19 protein-coding genes are annotated in these 15,970 nt (G+C 54.6%); 13 read left to right on the top strand and 6 right to left on the bottom strand.

Annotation, left to right across the window (positions count from 1 at the left end):
• Window positions 1–742: 742 nt before the first annotated feature.
• From J2Y91_RS22130 to J2Y91_RS22120, 3 genes are all read left to right on the top strand, one after another.
• Window positions 743–2,440, top strand: a complete 1,698-nt coding sequence (locus tag J2Y91_RS22130; RefSeq protein WP_133625165.1) for a DUF4942 domain-containing protein — start codon at window positions 743–745, stop codon at window positions 2,438–2,440.
• 402 nt (window positions 2,441–2,842) lie between these two features.
• Window positions 2,843–3,082 carry a type II toxin-antitoxin system antitoxin RelB gene (gene relB / locus J2Y91_RS22125; protein WP_133625166.1) on the top strand — a complete coding sequence of 80 codons (240 nt, stop codon included), beginning with the start codon at window positions 2,843–2,845 and terminating at the stop codon, window positions 3,080–3,082.
• Complete coding sequence (locus J2Y91_RS22120; protein WP_133625167.1) at window positions 3,082–3,369, top strand: type II toxin-antitoxin system RelE family toxin; 288 nt, start codon at window positions 3,082–3,084, stop codon at window positions 3,367–3,369. Before relB ends, J2Y91_RS22120 begins: the two co-directional genes overlap by 1 nt.
• 131 nt (window positions 3,370–3,500) lie before the next feature.
• On the opposite strand, the gene J2Y91_RS22115 is transcribed toward J2Y91_RS22120, so the two are convergent.
• Both J2Y91_RS22115 and J2Y91_RS22110 read right to left on the bottom strand, forming a co-directional pair.
• Window positions 3,501–3,926, bottom strand: a complete 426-nt coding sequence (locus J2Y91_RS22115; protein WP_133625168.1) for a hypothetical protein — start codon at window positions 3,924–3,926, stop codon at window positions 3,501–3,503.
• Complete coding sequence (locus J2Y91_RS22110) at window positions 3,919–4,620, bottom strand: hypothetical protein (RefSeq protein WP_133625169.1); 702 nt, start codon at window positions 4,618–4,620, stop codon at window positions 3,919–3,921. Before J2Y91_RS22110 ends, J2Y91_RS22115 begins: the two co-directional genes overlap by 8 nt.
• A 482-nt stretch (window positions 4,621–5,102) precedes the next feature.
• Between J2Y91_RS22110 and J2Y91_RS22105 the strand changes: the two genes are divergently transcribed.
• The 4 genes from J2Y91_RS22105 (at window position 5,103) to J2Y91_RS22090 (ending at window position 6,670) form a co-directional block, all read left to right on the top strand.
• Window positions 5,103–5,549 (top strand): antirestriction protein, encoded by a 447-nt coding sequence (locus J2Y91_RS22105; RefSeq protein WP_133625170.1) that lies wholly within the window; start codon window positions 5,103–5,105, stop codon window positions 5,547–5,549.
• Window positions 5,550–5,600: 51 nt separating this feature from the next.
• Entirely contained in the window at window positions 5,601–5,804 is a 204-nt protein-coding gene (locus J2Y91_RS22100; RefSeq protein WP_133625171.1) for a DUF957 domain-containing protein, read from the top strand.
• Entirely contained in the window at window positions 5,801–6,091 is a 291-nt protein-coding gene (locus J2Y91_RS22095; RefSeq protein WP_133625172.1) for a hypothetical protein, read from the top strand. The genes J2Y91_RS22100 and J2Y91_RS22095 overlap by 4 nt, the downstream gene beginning before the upstream one ends.
• A 144-nt stretch (window positions 6,092–6,235) precedes the next feature.
• Window positions 6,236–6,670: a GNAT family N-acetyltransferase gene (locus J2Y91_RS22090; protein WP_133625173.1), complete on the top strand. Its 435-nt coding sequence runs from the start codon at window positions 6,236–6,238 to the stop codon at window positions 6,668–6,670.
• Between the two features lie 71 nt (window positions 6,671–6,741).
• On the opposite strand, the gene J2Y91_RS22085 is transcribed toward J2Y91_RS22090, so the two are convergent.
• Complete coding sequence (locus J2Y91_RS22085) at window positions 6,742–6,990, bottom strand: helix-turn-helix domain-containing protein (protein ID WP_133625174.1); 249 nt, start codon at window positions 6,988–6,990, stop codon at window positions 6,742–6,744.
• A gap of 587 nt (window positions 6,991–7,577) precedes the next feature.
• On the opposite strand from J2Y91_RS22085, the gene J2Y91_RS22080 reads away from it, so the two are divergent.
• The 3 genes from J2Y91_RS22080 (at window position 7,578) to J2Y91_RS22070 (ending at window position 9,713) form a co-directional block, all read left to right on the top strand.
• Window positions 7,578–8,018 carry a hypothetical protein gene (locus J2Y91_RS22080; RefSeq protein ID WP_253539659.1) on the top strand — a complete coding sequence of 147 codons (441 nt, stop codon included), beginning with the start codon at window positions 7,578–7,580 and terminating at the stop codon, window positions 8,016–8,018.
• A gap of 93 nt (window positions 8,019–8,111) precedes the next feature.
• Window positions 8,112–8,258, top strand: coding sequence for a succinate dehydrogenase flavoprotein subunit (locus tag J2Y91_RS22075; protein ID WP_133625176.1), 147 nt, complete (start codon window positions 8,112–8,114; stop codon window positions 8,256–8,258).
• Window positions 8,259–8,879: 621 nt separating this feature from the next.
• Complete coding sequence (locus J2Y91_RS22070; protein WP_133625177.1) at window positions 8,880–9,713, top strand: DUF932 domain-containing protein; 834 nt, start codon at window positions 8,880–8,882, stop codon at window positions 9,711–9,713.
• Window positions 9,714–9,821: 108 nt separating this feature from the next.
• Here the strand turns inward: J2Y91_RS22070 and J2Y91_RS22065 are convergent, their stop codons facing one another.
• Window positions 9,822–10,142: a molybdopterin-guanine dinucleotide biosynthesis protein MobC gene (locus J2Y91_RS22065; protein ID WP_253539656.1), complete on the bottom strand. Its 321-nt coding sequence runs from the start codon at window positions 10,140–10,142 to the stop codon at window positions 9,822–9,824.
• Window positions 10,143–10,421: 279 nt separating this feature from the next.
• Here J2Y91_RS22065 and mobA point away from each other — a divergent pair, with 279 nt between their 5' ends.
• From mobA to J2Y91_RS22050, 3 genes are read left to right on the top strand one after another with little or no spacing between them, the layout of a single operon-like run.
• Window positions 10,422–10,766 (top strand): plasmid mobilization protein MobA, encoded by a 345-nt coding sequence (gene mobA / locus J2Y91_RS22060; protein ID WP_253539651.1) that lies wholly within the window; start codon window positions 10,422–10,424, stop codon window positions 10,764–10,766.
• Between the two features lies 1 nt (window position 10,767).
• Entirely contained in the window at window positions 10,768–12,699 is a 1,932-nt protein-coding gene (gene traI / locus J2Y91_RS22055; RefSeq protein ID WP_253539649.1) for a TraI/MobA(P) family conjugative relaxase, read from the top strand.
• Window positions 12,700–12,713: 14 nt separating this feature from the next.
• Entirely contained in the window at window positions 12,714–13,238 is a 525-nt protein-coding gene (locus J2Y91_RS22050; protein WP_253539646.1) for a hypothetical protein, read from the top strand.
• 323 nt (window positions 13,239–13,561) lie between these two features.
• On the opposite strand, the gene J2Y91_RS22045 is transcribed toward J2Y91_RS22050, so the two are convergent.
• Window positions 13,562–14,083 (bottom strand): phospholipase D family nuclease, encoded by a 522-nt coding sequence (locus tag J2Y91_RS22045; protein WP_253539644.1) that lies wholly within the window; start codon window positions 14,081–14,083, stop codon window positions 13,562–13,564.
• The coding region (gene trbC / locus J2Y91_RS22040) for an F-type conjugative transfer protein TrbC (protein ID WP_253539643.1) at window positions 14,004–15,970 on the bottom strand (1,967 nt) is incomplete at its 5' end. The genes J2Y91_RS22045 and trbC, both read right to left, overlap by 80 nt.

Below are 15,970 nucleotides of genomic sequence, written 5' to 3'. Positions count from 1 at the left end.
CGCTGAGTGACGTGTAACGGGTGACGCCGCCTCCGGGCGGCTTCATTAACGCATTCCTCTTCTTTCACTGCTTCCACTTCGCTTTTCACTTCGCCGCGCCACAGAACCTTCTGAACCCGTCTGCGATCCCGAATTCCCCCATTATTTCTGCCCATCAGTGTTGTCGTGCTGCCTTCCTGCAGGACGCTGTTTAGCACGTTCGCCACGCTGCTTTTTGCCTGTCGGTGATAGCAGCTGTGGAACGACAAAGGCGCTTACCCACTGAATCTGGCCCCCTTCTGCTCGCCACCCGTTCCGGGCGGGTCGTCGAGCCCTACTTCGCCAGGGCGTCCGCTCGCGGTCGCCAGTCTCCGCCGAACCGCAAAAGGACGCGTTTCGTGCCTGGCGGCTAGGGTCTGATGGCAAAGTCCAGGCCAACCCCCGCAGCCGGCCGCTGCCGGCGCCTTTCACTGGCCACTGACGTGGCCGCTGAGGACCGGACGGCGTTAACGCCGTCCCGGGGGCGTGCCCCGTTCACTCCCGGCATGACTGATGTTCTGCTGAGTTCCCCCGCCGCGCAGAAATTTCCCACGCGGGGGACGCGATGCAAGGGCCGCTCCCGCTTAACGGCTGCTCCCGATCCCTTCGGGCTGCGGCCTTGCCGTTTCCCCTGCATCCCGCCTTATCCCCGAGTGGTCGTTCTGCTCTCTGCGGCGCTGGATCTCAAAGAATCATCACTTATCACCACAACGGGAGAACAAACATGTCACAGCACAACGTCAACCTCGCAGCACAGAAAACTCAAGAATCATCCACTTTTAACGGCAATGACAGCGTAAATCCGGCGGGGGAACTTGTCGGCGACGTGTTTTTTGCGCCCGTGTCGGCTGACCTGGTCGATAACCTGGTCAGCTGCTATACGCAGATGCGCTCAACGCTGACAAATATTGCTGACGTGGTCAGTGAAGGGGTGAATGCTCAGGCCGTCAGCTACTTTATCAGGGGCAATCACCACGGCCAGCGGGGCTACATAATGCCCGTGGAAAAAATTTTCGAGCTGCAAGGGGCGGTTGCCTCGCTGAATGCGGAATACTGGGCCAGCGCGCTGGCGCTGACTGACGTTTACGAATACATGCCCAACGAACGAAGGAACGAGTGGAACGACCAGATCAGTGAGATGAAAGCGCCGGATTTTGACGAAGCCACCGTCAGGGCCACGCTGCATGAACTCCTTTTCTCCCGTCAAAAATTCTTCTCCGAGCGCGTCGATGGCATTTTTCGCAGCCTGTCGGGGGAGCATATCACTAACCGCCCGGAAGGATTTGGCAAGCGCATGATCATCGCCCGCGTGTTCAACGAGTGGAATTCGCTGGACCATGAGCGCAGCGGCTACGTTGACGATCTGCGCAAGGTGATTGCAAAGTTTATGGGCCGCGACGCACAGGGGCTGCGTACAACCGATAAGGCGCTGAACATTGCCCGTCGCCGCGCGGGTGAGTGGGTGACGCTCGACGGTGGCGCACTGCGCGTGAAGGTTTTCCTCAAGGGCACCGTCCATCTTGAGATCCATCCAGAGATGGCCTGGCGTCTCAATGACATTCTGGCCTTCCTTCATCCCTTCGCTATCCCCGCTGAACATCGCCGGAAGCCACGGGCAAAATCAAAAACGGTGGAGCTGACGTCGAAACTGCTGCCCTTCAGCGTGCTGACGCAGCTGTCCGAACTGGAAGCCCTGCGCCATCAGCCTTACCGCTATGAGCGCTGGGAAGAGCTACGCGGGCCGGTGACAACCAACCCTTATAACCGCCGCTTTGCATCAGTATCCGGTGCGGATACCGCCGCCCGTAAAGAGGCTGAGCACGTCCTGATGAGTCTCGGCGGGGTTCGCATGAACGTTAACGCGCTGGTCTGGTATGAGTTTGATTACGATCCGACAACCGCCATCGAAGACATCCAGCTTTGTGGCGCGGTGCCGGACGTGAAGACCCACCAGTATTATCCGACCCCGGAAGGGCTGGCCGCGCAGCTGGCTGACGATGTGGCCATCAGGGCGGGAGAGACGTGCCTTGAGCCAAGCGCGGGTATGGGCGGTCTTGCAGACCAGATGCCAAAGGCTCAGACAACCTGTGTAGAGATTTCACCGCTGCACTGCCGCGTGCTGGAGGCAAAAGGGCACCGGGTGATAAATGCCGATTTTCTGGCGTGGGCAGAACGCACGGCGGAGCGCTTCGACGTGGTGATGATGAATCCGCCATTCAGCGAGGGGCGTGCCGTTGCGCACCTCAACGCCGCCGCTGAACTGGTCCGCGCCGGTGGCCGTATCGGGGCCATTCTGCCCGCAGGCAGCGACAGAAGAGGGTTGCTGCCGGGCTGGGACTGCAGCTGGTCAGAGCCGCATCACGGTGAATTTGCCGGGGCAGGCGTGTCGGTGGTGCGCCTGGTGGCATACCGCCCGGAATAACGGAATGAAGGGGGCAGGCGTATCATGCGTGTGCAGCTTCCGCCCTGATGACCCCCCGCCTGTGACTTTACAGACAAATAATGAGCGTGAGGAGGGGGAATGGGAAGCTGACGGGCTGGCTCCTGTCAGGGGATCGGTCAGCGCTGACAGCTGCATACGGTGAAAACACTTCGGCAGCAGGATGCAATGCGGGCGCGGGAGGCCGTTAATTATCATCGCGTGTTGCAGATGGGCGTCATCTGTTGTGGTCAGCTAAAAGCGGGGCATTAAGTTCACAATACGATCGCGACATGTCTAACTGACGGTTGTATCTGATAATGGGAACAGGTCGACGTGTCTTGCCATATGCATTCGGTGGTGCAATACTTGTAATGACATTTGTATTTACAAGAGGTATTCCATATGGGTAGCATCAATTTACGCATCGACGATGAACTTAAAGCCCGTTCTTACGCTGCTCTTGAAAAAATGGGGGTAACACCCTCAGAGGCACTTCGCCTTATGCTTGAGTATATCGCGGAAAATGAACGTTTGCCGTTCAAACAGACCCTCTTGAGTGATGAAGATGCTGAACTTGTGGAGATAGTGAAAGAGCGTCTTCGCAATCCTAAGCCAGTACGCGTGACGCTAGCTGATCTCTGATGGCGTATTTTCTGGATTTTGACGAGCGGGCACTAAAGGAATGGCGAAAGCTTGGCTCGACGGTACGTGAACAACTTAAAAAGAAGCTTGCTGAAGTGCTTGAGTCGCCACGGATTGAAGCGAACAAGCTCCGCGGAATGCCTGACTGTTACAAGATAAAACTCAGGTCATCAGGCTTTCGGCTTGTTTACCAGGTCATTGATGAAAAGGTTGTTGTATTTGTTGTTTCCGTAGGGAAAAGAGAACGTTCAGACGTTTATACTGAAGCTGTCAAACGTATTCTCTGAATGACAGCAGGGCATCTTGATATCGAACAATGATGCTGCTTCTGTTTTTGCTGCGTAAGGCTCTCAGGATTAAACCGCCCGATGCCCCTTTTCAACTGCAACTAAGACCTGGACCGTTCGTCCTGCGCCCGCTATGTGAAGTCGTACACGACCTGAACAATAACCGTGTTTTCTCCTTTCAGACTGCCGACATATATCGTTTCCTGCGGATCTGCCCCCTTCCAGCACAAGGTATCTTCGTCACAGTCGCCCTGCTTCTGGTAGCCAGATGAAGATAAGTATTTATTAATTTCGTCCGTGTCTTTGCTGTCATAAAACTTCACGGCATAGACATGGCTGGCCGGACCGGTCACGTTGGCAAAATCGAAATCATACCGCTCAGAAATGCGCGGCATTTTCTTCAACACTTCGGGAGTGTAGAAATTATATTCCCGACTATCCTGCTGCGTGTAATGGGCGCTGCCTGCAAACTCCATCTCAATCCAGGGTCTGGCAAAAGCCAGTGCTGCGATTCCGATAACAATGGTGATACTGGCAATCTTGAGCGATTTACGCATAGGGTAAAGATCCTTCTTTTGCGTGGTCGATGTAAGATCCATCCGCTGAAGCGATACCGACTAAGCCAGAGCGGAAGTCGTTCCATGGCCTGATGGTTTGCATGAAATTTGGCAACGCGCCCCGGCGTGGTGACAGGTGTGGGAATTTTTCAGGGTCCGGGAACAGCAGTGGTGAAAATGTGTCATTTTTCCATGAGCCAATCCTGCCATAGTAATCCCAGCGCTTCAGCGCTTCCTCTTTACTCACGGGCCGTAGCATCTGAAAGGGATTACTAATGGATACGACGCGGTAAAAGCCAAGAAGGTCGGATACGAGATCTTCCCCGCTAAATCCGCTGTCGGTGGCAAAATTGAGAGGAACGGACGCCTGTAGCCCTTCAAACTTACGGGCTAATGACATCATCATGCCAAGCGCGATGCTGTTACGTTCGGCGTATGAACGGCCACGTTTAATGCGCCACGTAATGAATTTACCCATCTTAATGGTGCGGGTGGGATCGACCATTGACTGGGAATAGCTAACGTCATAGCGGTCCTGCCTTCCTGATTCCCCTGCGTTAATTGCAGTGAGTAGTTTCCGTATATCAGTGCCCTGTGCGTGGCCAAGGTCTATCCAGCCCAGCACCTCAGTATAAATCAGGCCATATCTCAGGTGACTTTGCCGACCATCCAGAATGTCAGTGCGTTTGCTCATCCTTAACTCCTTTCCGTGTAACTACATCCCCTAATCCATAGTGAGTATTTTTAGCATATCTTGGTTAAAAACGGCATTACCAGAATTGCCGCTCAGCAGGGCAAGCTACTTTCTGGTCATTCTTTCATCGCAGTTAACACCTGCAACTGGCGTACCGGCTGCGCGGCTTTCACTGCCCGCCTGCGGCGGGCGCTGAGGATGGCAGGGCGGTTTCTGCCGCTCCCTTACTTCCGTGTTCGCACGGGATCCCTTTCTCCGTGACGTACCCTGGCCCGGGGCGACGTCCTGTCGAGAGTCCGGCTTACGCCCGTCATCCTCTCCCGTTCGCACTCACTTCCTGCGGTCGTTCGCTTGCGCTGCGGCCTGCGGTGCCGCTCCCGACATGCCGCCTGATACCCCGGACCGGTAGCCGTGTCACGGAGCAGGGCTCCCCGCAGCGGCGGACCCGAAAAGGGAACGCCAGAAAGACGTCACAGGAGGCAATGATGAACAGCACGACCCCACCCGAAGCAGGCCAGCTGATTGCGCACAAAGCGGTACATAAGAGTAAGCATAAGCAGTTCTTTCCCTGGCTGTTTGGCCCCATAAGCGGAGAATTCTGCGTGTACCGCTGGGTGAATACGCACTGTCAGGGCTATATCGGCGCGAAGTGGGCGTGTTACCACACGGATAACAACACCGGATTTCTGGCTCCGGTACTGGACGGCTCGCTGAGCGTGACCGTGGCGAACGGCTTTGAAGGGCTGATGACCGCAGAGGCCGTGGGGATCACCGCCACGCTGTACGCCCTTAACGGGGGTATCTGGGAAATATACCACCGCAGTCAGTCTCATCCGGGGCTGACGTATTTACAGCAGAAATATGACAGCCTGCGCGACTTTGCCAGCCAGCACGCGGAAGCCGCGCTGATTTGCCGGGCCATTGACTGAATGCTGACCCGTCCGGGCGAATGGCCCGGACCCTTAGCCGGAGACGCTGAGATGACAGAAAAATCGCTGACGATGGAGCAGGGGCTGGAGATTCTGGCCCTCTGGCTGGAGGACAATATCCGGATGGAGAGCGATCTGGTATTTGACAGCCCCGAAGAGGGGACGAGTTCGGACATGCTGCTGCCGTGCGTTGTGGCCGCGCTGAAAATGGCCGGGGAATGCGCGGGCGGCGGTAACGGGGAGCGGACGAAATGACGCAGAAAAAAACGGGCATGGAGTCGCTGGCGGTGGTGGCAAAGGCAGGCAGCTATGAGGCGGGCGCTGACGCCGACAACAACGATCGCGCCGCACTGGCGGCGGAAGTGCTGGGCGTGTTTGCCAGGCAGGCCGGGCTTGAACACAGCGGCGAGTCAGCCGATACCATGATGGTGGATCTGGTCACGGACCTGATGCACCTGTGCGACAGCCTGGAGACCGATTTCGCGGCTATCATCCGCGTGGCGGCCATGCACTACGGGGATGAGGCCGTAGACGACGGCTGAATCATCGGCCTGCTGAACTCCCCGCGCGTCGAACGCGGGGAATTCAGTCCGTCGTCTGCAGGTCCAGTGCCTTTTCGCCTTTAATATATTTACCGGGAGTTGTAGTCTTCCAGCGGACCGTGTCAGATATGGTGGAGGAAAGATATGATTCAAATAAAGGGTAAAGATCTCCTTAATGAGATTAACTGGCAGGAATTAGCTGCAATGTTTTCTTCAGCTGGACTGAATCAACGGGATGAGAAAATGTTGGAGCAGGCGTTCCGTAACAGCACATTCTGTTGGTTTGGATATGAAAATGAAAAATTAGTTGGTGCCGCCAGAGCAATAAGCGATTTGACCTGGAGCAGCTATCTTTCGGATGTTGTTGTGACGCCTGAACGACAGGGAAAGGGGTATGGGGATCAGCTGATGAAGGTCATTTGCACCGACTTAGCGCCGTTTGGTAAAACCTTCATTTATTCCGTCGTCGACAAGACAGGTTTCTATAGGCGTCACGGATTTGAACTGTTAAGCACCGGCATGGTTTTTGCCGAGGCGGGGACATTAAATAGCATGCGCAAGCAGGGATATCTTCTCTGAATGTCCGAAACTGGAATTACAGGGAGCCAGCCAGAGTTCCGCTAATTGACCGCCGTGCAGAAAAGTAGAACTTACCTAACATCCGCCGTCATCGCCTGCAGCAGATCCAGTATGGTCCGCTTGCTGGTCGTTTTTTTTTCAAACACCGGCAGCAGGTCGCCCAGCGCCAGCGCGACGGTGGCAAGCTCAATCGCCCGCTTCACCCGGTCCGCGTTTTCGTAATCCTTGTAGGCCCGCAGGCAGACGCCCAGCTCCTCCGCCGCGCGGTCGCGGCTCCAGCCCAGGCCTTTTCGCCACAGTCGGAGGTCATATCCGGTCATTATTTTTTCCTTAAAAAGTGCAAATTCTGCACTTATATTAGCAAGATAATGCATGATTAAAAAACAATTAAGTGCAGATTATGCACTTTTACAGACATGGATTTGGTCCCTTCGGCTCCCCGTCGTGCCGCCGGGCCGTCGCCTGCACTTCGCGTGGCGCTCTGCGATCGCCGCGCTGCGCGGAGCCCTGCCGGTCTCCGCTCCGGAGGATAGCAAGCGATACCTGAACCCGGCGCATGCAGCTGCCGTTCCGGCAGCGCGCTTTCACTGGCCGCTTCGGCGGCCGCTGAGGAAAGCCGGTAAACCGGCTTCTTCCGGTTCTCCCTCAACCCGCTGCACCTGCGAAAGCCTCTCATTGCTTATGCAGACTGACAGCGTTCTCTTCCCCACTGCAAGGGCCGCAGCAGAGCTGCTTTCCGGTCGGTTTTTTTTCTCGCGGGCTCCAAATAAATCCGCCCTCCACCCCTGCACCCGGTCGTTCCGCTGTCCGGGCGTCTGCGCAATGAGGGGCGTTCCGCAACCGGCCAGAGGGCAGGAAAGGGAGACGCCGGAAAGAAGCCGAAAGGCAAAACCGGGAGGATTTTCTGATGAGCAAGATGGTTTTCTGGAATAAAAATGCGGCCCGTACTGACTGGCGTGATGCCTTTCTGGTTGACGGCGTTTACCGTGCTTCGCCTGAGGCAACGGCCTGGACGCTTGAGCAGCTGAACGCAGACGGCGGAAACTTCGAAATGGTGACTTTTGAAGAGGCATACCAGCGCCACTGCGACACGTACATTTTAGCGCCCGTTGAAATCAGCGCCGAGCGTTTCAACGACATGCTGGAGCTGCTTCCGCCGCTGGACTGGCACATCGGCGCGTCTTCCCAGTCATTCAGGCTGATGGAAATGACCTGCGTCAACGTGACCGCCATTTTTGCGGTATACGGGGGCCGTTACTTTGAGCTGTGTGACCGGGTCACGCTGACGCACGACGAAATCATCGGAAAAATAAGGGGGAGCATCGGAGCAAAGCAGAGCGCCGCATAGGGGCGAAAAAAAGCAGGGTATTCACCCTGCTTCTTCACGGGTCGGCGTGGATCAGACGCCAGCCCAAATCACGCACATTACGGAGGTAACATCATGATTTTTGATGAGCAGATAGTGTCACAGGCGAAGGCGTTTGTAAACGACTGGCGGGCGGGCCGCCGCGCCCGCATGCCCGCGCTGCGCTTTGAGCACTGGCAGCAGTTCATGACGACGGTGCGCCGCGAGCTTTCCGCGCAGTAACCCGACCGCCGTCCCGGGAGGGGCGGCACTGCATCGCGGCTGGCACCGCCCGGCATTGAGCCGGACGACGCCAGAACCCTCCCTGACCCTTTCGGAAACCATCTTGAAAAATCATCACCCTGAATGCGCCGTAAGGAGTGACCCTGATTTATGTGAACAACTGCGACAAGACAGTATTGCCGCCTTACGCGCTGCCCCGCGATGCCGGGCATACTGTTGCCCGATCACCACTGCCCGGATGACCTTACCACCGCCCGGGCTTGCTGCTGGCTGACGCCCGCGCCGCCCCCACTGAGGAAACGGGCGTTCGCCCGCCTCTCCTTCCGGCGTTTCCCTTTTGTTCCCGGGAACCGTCACGGCGTGCCTCTGCCGTGAAAGACGCTGGCACGGTCCGTGACGCCCCCCCCAGGGTAAAGGCTTCGCCTGCTGTCCTCGCCCGTTCGCACTCTCTCCCTGCGGTCTTTCGCTTGCGCTGCGGCCTGCGGCAGCCCCCACGGCGCTCCCCACCGATGGCCCGGGCCGGTCTTTATTTCACGGCAACGGCATCCCGCGAAGGTCATTCACCTTCAAAAGGAAAACGCCGGAAGACAGTCATTTTAAACATCACTCAGGAGACTACACATGACCCGCTTATCATCCGTATTTCGTTCCGCTAACGTTATCCGCAAAGAACGCGCCCTGACCAACGACGAGCTGATGCACTATGTCCCGAGCGTTTTTTCTGAGGAAAAGCACGAGTCGCGCAGCGAACGCTATACCTACATTCCGACCATCACGCTGCTCGATAACCTGCGCAGGGAAGGTTTTCAGCCGTTCTTCGCCTGTCAGACCCGTGTACGCAGGGAAGACAAGCGTGAGCACACCAAGCACATGCTGCGCCTGCGCCGTGAAGGTCAGATTGTGGGTAAGGAGGTGCCGGAAATTATTCTTCTGAACAGCCATGACGGGAGCAGCAGCTACCAGATGATCCCGGGCATGTTCAGGTTCGTCTGCATGAACGGGATGGTATGCGGTCAGACGTTCGGTGAAATTCGCGTGCCCCACAAAGGCGACGTGGTTGGTCGCGTGATTGAAGGTGCCTATGAGGTGCTGGATATTTTTAAGGGCATCACCGAATCGAGCGAGGAGATGAAAAGCATCACGCTGAACCAGGAAGAGCAGCGGATTTTTGCCGAGGCCGCACTCGGCTGGAAGTACGACGAAAAAGGGCTGGGAAAGCATATCCCGCTTGAGGCCGATGACGTGCTGCGCGTACGCCGCGAAGAAGATAAACCATCGGACCTGTGGACGACCTATCAGCGCGTACAGGAAAACATGGTCAAGGGCGGATTATGGTCCAAATCGGAGAAGGGCCGTTATCAGCGCACCCGCCCCGTGACGGGCATTGATGGCGACGTGAGGCTGAACCGTGCGCTGTGGGAAATGGCCGAAAAAATGAAGGCCATCAAATCCTGACGTGAACCAGGCGGAGTACCGGCTCCGCCACATTCTGCGCCCCGCTCATCCGCATCAGGCACTAAATCTGATGCGGAATGTAAACACACCAACGCCTGCCTGGGTTTTTTACGATTCAACCGCAGTTGAATTTTCCGATAAATTCGGAGACTTTTTACGGAGAGACGCTGCGCGCAGGGAGGATTTTTTACGGGCGTTAAGAATCTCACGAATGGCTTTTACGCTGGTCTGGATTCCGGCACTGTCCAGCCCGCTGCGAATATCCTCCACGCTATATCCTTTGTTATCCGCCAGCTCAATAATTTTATCCTTCAGCTGCTCCAGCACGTCCGATTTAGTTAGACGCGTTTTTGACAAATCCGGTAACTCATCCAGCGACGTTTTCGCCAGCTCCACATCTTCAACGCTGTACCATTTTTTATCCGACATTGTACTTTTTCCTTTCAGACTGCTGCGTGTAATTGGCCTCAATTATACCGTCGTGCATTCATTCCTGCCAGAACCCCGTTTTTCCGGCGTCTCCCCGTGACGGCGGGGCAGGTTTCGCATATAATTCCGGGAAGATAACGAAAATGGTTGTAAAACGTGGGACAGGGTATGTTTTGTAGCACCGCCTGCACGCAGACGGCCCCACAAAACGACCTGGTCAGGACTCCGTCCCGACACCCTACTTGCAGTGCCCGCCTCCGCGGTTAAGCAGGATTGAAGATGAGCAAGAGTGAAAAACGCCAGAGAACAGCTTTGCTGGGCAGCGTGCGATGCTTCCCTGAAGAGAAACAACAGATACAGGCCAGTGCCAAATCAGCCGGTCTGTCTACCGGTGAGTTTCTTCGGCGTTCAGCTCTTGGTCGCCGTATTGTGGCTAAAGGCGACACACGGCAGATGAATGAGATACTGAAGCTGGGGGGATTGTTGAAGCATCTCTACAGTGAGATGAAGAAAGACGGTGTTATGACGACGGAAAGAAGCAAAGATTTTTCTGACGCTCTGATTGCGACAAAGGTTGCTTTGATGAAGTTCAGAGCTGACAGCCTGAACAATACTGAGGACTAAGATGCTTGCGGTAGTCGCTGAAAGAAGGCGTGACGGTAAATCCAGTTTCGTACAACTTATCTCTTACACCATCCTGCGTGATGATGTGGAGATGAGCGAAACGCTGTCGCCAGAGAAACCGTTTGTTCGTAAGTCCCGGGCGGAAGATAAAATTTTCAATGACCTCGTTGGGTACGCGACACGTAATGCGCTGCCTGATTCGCAGGATATTATCGCAACGTTCCTGGACGGACGCCAGCAGGTGCGTTGCGATAAAGTCATCTGCGAAACTAACTGTTTTTCACTGGAGACTTCGTCTACGGAAATGGACATGGTTGCCATGCAAAACACGCGCTGCAATGACCCTGTCTACCATGCCATCCTGTCCTGGCCGACCTCAGAACGGCCGACGCCTGACCAGATTTTTGAGTCAGCAAGGTATTGTCTTAAGCGTCTGGGAATGGAAGATCATCAGTATGTTTTCGCCATACATGATGACACTGATAATGTGCACTGCCACCTGACCGTAAATCGTGTCAATCCGGCCAGTTACAAAGTCGCCGCCCCCTACAATGATTACTTTACCCTTGACCGTTGCTGTCGTGAGCTGGAGCTGAAAAATGGCTGGAAGCATGACAATGGACCTTACATGGTTAATGGCGACGGTGCGATTTCCCGGAACCGCAAGTTTTACAAATCAGCACCTTCTGCTGCACGACAGATGGAGCACTTTGGCGACAAGGAAAGTCTGTTCTCTTATGCCGTAGATAATTGCAGGGAGAAGCTGAATTCTTTGTTTATGCAAAGTGATTACAGCTGGGATGATGTGCATGACATTCTGATCGCTGCCGGGCTTGAGCTACGTCAGAAAGGTGAGGGCCTCGCTATTTATGACGTTGCCGATGATGAACAATGTTCAGTTAAGGCCAGCGATCTACATCCGGAACTAACGCTGAGCTGTCAGCAGGAGTTGATCGGGAAATTTAATCCAGCATCCATTGTTCGTGAAGTTAACAAGGATGGTAAAGATGTACTGCTGAGTGCCGTGGATATTGAATCCCAGTACGATAATCGTCTTCACCGTCGTGACAAAGGTGCCAGAACGGAACGTCGTAATGCCCGTGCGGAGGCTCGCCAGGATCTTATTGCACGCTACAAGGCATACAAAACCAGCTTTGTTCGGCCGGGTATTTCAGCTGATGCTGCCCGTACGCGCTTTCGCGAACTGGTGGCCGGCTATCGTATTCGCAAGAATAATGTTCGCATGACTGAGCGCGATCCTCTCTTGCGTAAACTGATGTTCCGCGCGCTTGAAGTGGAGAAGATGAAGGATATGGCCGCCCTGCGTTTACAGATCAGGGATGAGAGGAAGGCGCTCAAAGAGATGCCGGGTTCCCGTCCATTGTCGTATCGGGCTTGGGTGGAAGTGCAGGCTAGCGGTAATGATGCAGCGGCAATTTCCCAGCTGCGCGGCTGGGCATATCGCGAGAAGCGGAAGAACCGTACTGCGGCTATCTCTGACAATATTATTCTTCACTCAGTTGCTGATGACATTCGTCCGTCGCAGATTCGTGGTTATGATACGACAGTGAATCGTGATGGTGCGGTTGTGTATTCATCCGGAGGTAAGCCGGTGCTGCTCGATCGAGGTTTGTATATTGAGGTTGCCGATGTGCCGGCTGAGAAGGGTAAAAATCTGGCGATGGCGTTGCACATCACCGGGGAGAAAAGCGGGGAGACGGTGGAAGTCAGGGGAGATAAAGCGTTTGTGCAGGGTACCATTCAGTACATTCCGCACTTCAATGCGTCGTCCGGTAATACCGTACCTCTGACTCATCCTTTGCAGCGCCAGCAGGCGGGTTACACTGGCATGAAACGTCAGGAGCCGGACACAACGATCGGTAAAAATACTATGCAGCCTCAGAGCTCGCCTAAACCCGACAGGCAACCCTGAAACTGGAGGATTAAATGGAATTATTTCACGGATCGCGCGCACGCTTCACCGAGTTTGATACCTCCTTCAAGGGCACAGGGGAAGCAGGCACAATCGATGCTATCTGGTTTACCAATAACTTTGCCGGAGCTCGTAATCATGCCCGTTACAAATGTCGTAACGGGGGCTCCCCGCTTGTCTACCAATGTAAGTTATCGGAGAGGGCGCTGCTCGCGGATTTCAGCAAACCTCTCAGTGAACAGCCGCGAGTTGCGGAACTTTTGCATCGCCATCTCCCGGTCGGGATCAGCACGTCACTTTCGCAAGGAAGGGAATGGTATGGGTTAGCGCAGCCTCATTACCAGAATTTCAAAGGTAGAATGCTCTACACTGGCAACAGAGGTGTTAATTCGGAAGAGAGCATCGAGCTGTTCAAAACCTGCGGGCTTCACGGCGTTTATGACTGGGAAGGTGCATGGACCGATTCTTATCTTCACGGACCCTCAATCATCATCTTCGATCTTTCTGTGCTGGATGGCCTTACATGTCGTGATGCCTGAAGCGGCAAACTCAAGTCCTGAAGTTATCTGGTCCCAGAAGCAAAAAAACCGCCACGAAGGCGGTTTTGTGATCGGCGCATTAGCTTATTTTTTTAAATGATTCTGTGGCCCTGGCCGTCGCTTTTCTCTCTCTTTACGTTCGTGATAAATAAAATAAACCGAAACGGCTGCTATCAAAATTGTGAGAGCAAGAAGGACGTTAAGGTTTAACACCAGAAACGGGTCATGGAAATCCATTAGAACCTCAGCTGAGGAAGTGGGTGGTTGTAGCCTAAAATCATCCAGGTGCAGCTGCGCGACGTGATCAGCCAGATTGCCTGGCGTTAATCAGTCCCTTCACTCCAGAGACGATTAAATTCCCCCTGATAGGCCTGAGCAGTCGAAGGCTCACTCCAGATGACTACCGTGTTTTCGGCATTGCGTTTAAATGCGCTGGACGTGTAATTAAACGAGCCCGTCTGAGTAGTCACTCCGTCAATCACCATGAATTTGTTGTGCTGGATAGCGTAGCGGTCGTTCAGACGAACCGGGATACCCTTATGCTTTAACCAGGTGACAGCTGAATAGTGGCCGCCGTTGTCTTTTGCATCCGCGACCACCCGGACTCTGATACCACGCTGGCTGGCGTTATCCAGCGCGATGGCCACAGGCTTGCTGGTAAAGCTGTATGCAGCAACGTCGATGCTTTGTCGGGCGCTATTAATTGCAGTCAGTATGTTTTCGATGGCGCTTCCTCCGGGAGAAAATCCGGTAGTGATTCTTACCTCAGATGCGATCGATGACAGAGGAAGAAGCAAAGTCGTCAGTAAAAGCGTCAGGCGCGAAGTTCTGGTGCCAGTCATCATAGGTGCTGTTCTCTGTATAGTGGGTTTGTTCGGGGTATGAAGGGGCCGCCGGCTGGAAGAAATTTTCCGTTGGTGATGGTTGTGCCGGTGGCGTGCTGTATCCGGCATTGTTCTGGTGTGCCTCTTCAATACGCTTCTTCGATATGCGTATATTTTCGCGGTCCTTCAGCCAACGGTATTTGCCCTTGTTCTTCTCAAGGGCGTTAACAGCTGCTTCAAACAGCAGAATACCGCGTTCATCGTCGCTGTAGTCCACATCGGTACGGCTATCCAGATCGCTGGCCAGTTTTGTGATGGCCAGAAGTGTCTGGTCCTCGATACGGGCTTGAAGGTGGCCGTGATACTCTTCCGGACTGGTCGAGTGGCAGATGTCCAGAATCTGGCTGACCCGCTCCTGGGATACCGGACGCCGGCGTTCGGCTGCCGGTACTTCACGACAAAGGTCATTGAAATCCGGGCGACGGATGGGGACGTAACGGTTGATCTTAACGTCCAGTTTCGAAATTTTCTCACTATCCGGGATATAGATGGAGTTGCTGCGGACCTGCTGGTCTTCAAAGACGATGATTCCCTCACCCTCTTTCAGTGACTTGAGCTCATCCAACTGGATGTTGTCTTTATCGCGGAACTCCACGCGGTCAACATCCTGATAGCTCCCCATACTGGTCCGTTCCATGGTGCGCTGCTCAGCATACTGACCCGTACCACCGACCGCGCGGATCATCTTCAGGGTGTCTTCCGTATCCTCCGTTTTCATGAACTGCTTGGTACCGAGGTTGGCGTTCACAGAATGCACTTCTTTCCCATGTTTCAGCATGGCCTGCAGGTCCTGGCCAAGGATAACCAGCATGTAACGCAGGCTTCGCATCTGGGCGGCCAGTTTCTCCAGACCAGGTGCGAAGTAGTAACCCACTTCGTCACAAAGCAGCATGAAAGGAAACTTGCTGGCGAACTTCTTCACGGTTAGCGTGTGTTCCGGTGAGCCATCAATCTTGTTACCCAGGTCTTTGGCGATGTTCATCCTGATGTCTGAGATATAGAGCTTGCCCAGTGTGGCCGCCTCGTTATCGGAAAGCTCAAGCGCCGGTATGAGGACAACCAGCGTGCGATCGTTGTGCAGGATGTCCTGCATATCGATGTCCCCGCCGTTTTTGGGAAAGACATGGCCATAGGTATCGTTGAACATGCTGAGCATGCGGGTGAACTGCTGAATGAGGTACCCGTGCTGGTCCAGTGCGCCCTGGGACCATTCTCCCGGACGGTTAATCAGGTTCATATCAAAGCCGGCGAGGTTGGCCAGATAGTTTTCCATCGGCTTGTAGCCTTCCACGTGCCAGCCTTGATCCAGCGCTTCACGGTAGAGCCCCACAAACTTAACTAACGGGAGATAGGACTGAATGACGTCCTGTGTCAGCAGAATGTTGTCCCTGGCCCGCTTGTAGCACAGGGCGTAAATCAGCGCGTTCATCATGGCGCGCGCTTTGTCTTTCCACCCTTCATCGCTTCCGTTGCCAGCTGGCTGTAATGATTCCATCAGCTGAGTGATGAATGTCGGACTCCCATAAGCGAAAGGATTGGTGCCGTTCGACTGTGGTCGGGACTTGTCACCGAGTAATATCTTTTTGAACTTGTCATCGCTACCGGTAATGAAGTTCAGGACGTGCCAGTCGTCTTCCTGACCGAAACGTCTGGCCATCGACCAGGTAGCGACGGCGAGGTCTATCTGTGCCTTACCGTCAGAGATACAGCAGCCGCGCGACCAGCATAGAGAGTTGAGGTACATGCTGTAGAGCGTTTCCGTTTTCCCACCGCCTGTGGTGGCCATAATTTGCATATGGCGCAGGGCATCAGAAGTTTGCAACCACAGTTCTCTGCCTCTGTCCTGCT

The organism is Erwinia aphidicola (assembly GCF_024169515.1).
GTDB lineage: Bacteria > Pseudomonadota > Gammaproteobacteria > Enterobacterales > Enterobacteriaceae > Erwinia > Erwinia aphidicola.
Note: the sequence above shows the minus strand (reverse complement) of the source record. Positions and strands in the feature narration are given on the sequence as shown.

Excerpts from the sequence above, each read along its gene's own strand:
- J2Y91_RS22130 (WP_133625165.1), top strand. The coding sequence starts at position 743 with ATGTCACAGCACAACGTCAACCTCGCAGCACAGAAAACTCAAGAATCA.
- relB (WP_133625166.1), top strand. The coding sequence starts at position 2,843 with ATGGGTAGCATCAATTTACGCATCGACGATGAACTTAAAGCCCGTTCT.
- J2Y91_RS22120 (WP_133625167.1), top strand. The coding sequence starts at position 3,082 with ATGGCGTATTTTCTGGATTTTGACGAGCGGGCACTAAAGGAATGGCGA.
- J2Y91_RS22115 (WP_133625168.1), bottom strand. The coding sequence starts at position 3,926 with ATGCGTAAATCGCTCAAGATTGCCAGTATCACCATTGTTATCGGAATC.
- J2Y91_RS22110 (WP_133625169.1), bottom strand. The coding sequence starts at position 4,620 with ATGAGCAAACGCACTGACATTCTGGATGGTCGGCAAAGTCACCTGAGA.
- J2Y91_RS22105 (WP_133625170.1), top strand. The coding sequence starts at position 5,103 with ATGATGAACAGCACGACCCCACCCGAAGCAGGCCAGCTGATTGCGCAC.
- J2Y91_RS22100 (WP_133625171.1), top strand. The coding sequence starts at position 5,601 with ATGACAGAAAAATCGCTGACGATGGAGCAGGGGCTGGAGATTCTGGCC.
- J2Y91_RS22095 (WP_133625172.1), top strand. The coding sequence starts at position 5,801 with ATGACGCAGAAAAAAACGGGCATGGAGTCGCTGGCGGTGGTGGCAAAG.
- J2Y91_RS22090 (WP_133625173.1), top strand. The coding sequence starts at position 6,236 with ATGATTCAAATAAAGGGTAAAGATCTCCTTAATGAGATTAACTGGCAG.
- J2Y91_RS22085 (WP_133625174.1), bottom strand. The coding sequence starts at position 6,990 with ATGACCGGATATGACCTCCGACTGTGGCGAAAAGGCCTGGGCTGGAGC.
- J2Y91_RS22080 (WP_253539659.1), top strand. The coding sequence starts at position 7,578 with ATGAGCAAGATGGTTTTCTGGAATAAAAATGCGGCCCGTACTGACTGG.
- J2Y91_RS22075 (WP_133625176.1), top strand. The coding sequence starts at position 8,112 with ATGATTTTTGATGAGCAGATAGTGTCACAGGCGAAGGCGTTTGTAAAC.
- J2Y91_RS22070 (WP_133625177.1), top strand. The coding sequence starts at position 8,880 with ATGACCCGCTTATCATCCGTATTTCGTTCCGCTAACGTTATCCGCAAA.
- J2Y91_RS22065 (WP_253539656.1), bottom strand. The coding sequence starts at position 10,142 with ATGTCGGATAAAAAATGGTACAGCGTTGAAGATGTGGAGCTGGCGAAA.
- mobA (WP_253539651.1), top strand. The coding sequence starts at position 10,422 with ATGAGCAAGAGTGAAAAACGCCAGAGAACAGCTTTGCTGGGCAGCGTG.
- traI (WP_253539649.1), top strand. The coding sequence starts at position 10,768 with ATGCTTGCGGTAGTCGCTGAAAGAAGGCGTGACGGTAAATCCAGTTTC.
- J2Y91_RS22050 (WP_253539646.1), top strand. The coding sequence starts at position 12,714 with ATGGAATTATTTCACGGATCGCGCGCACGCTTCACCGAGTTTGATACC.
- J2Y91_RS22045 (WP_253539644.1), bottom strand. The coding sequence starts at position 14,083 with ATGATGACTGGCACCAGAACTTCGCGCCTGACGCTTTTACTGACGACT.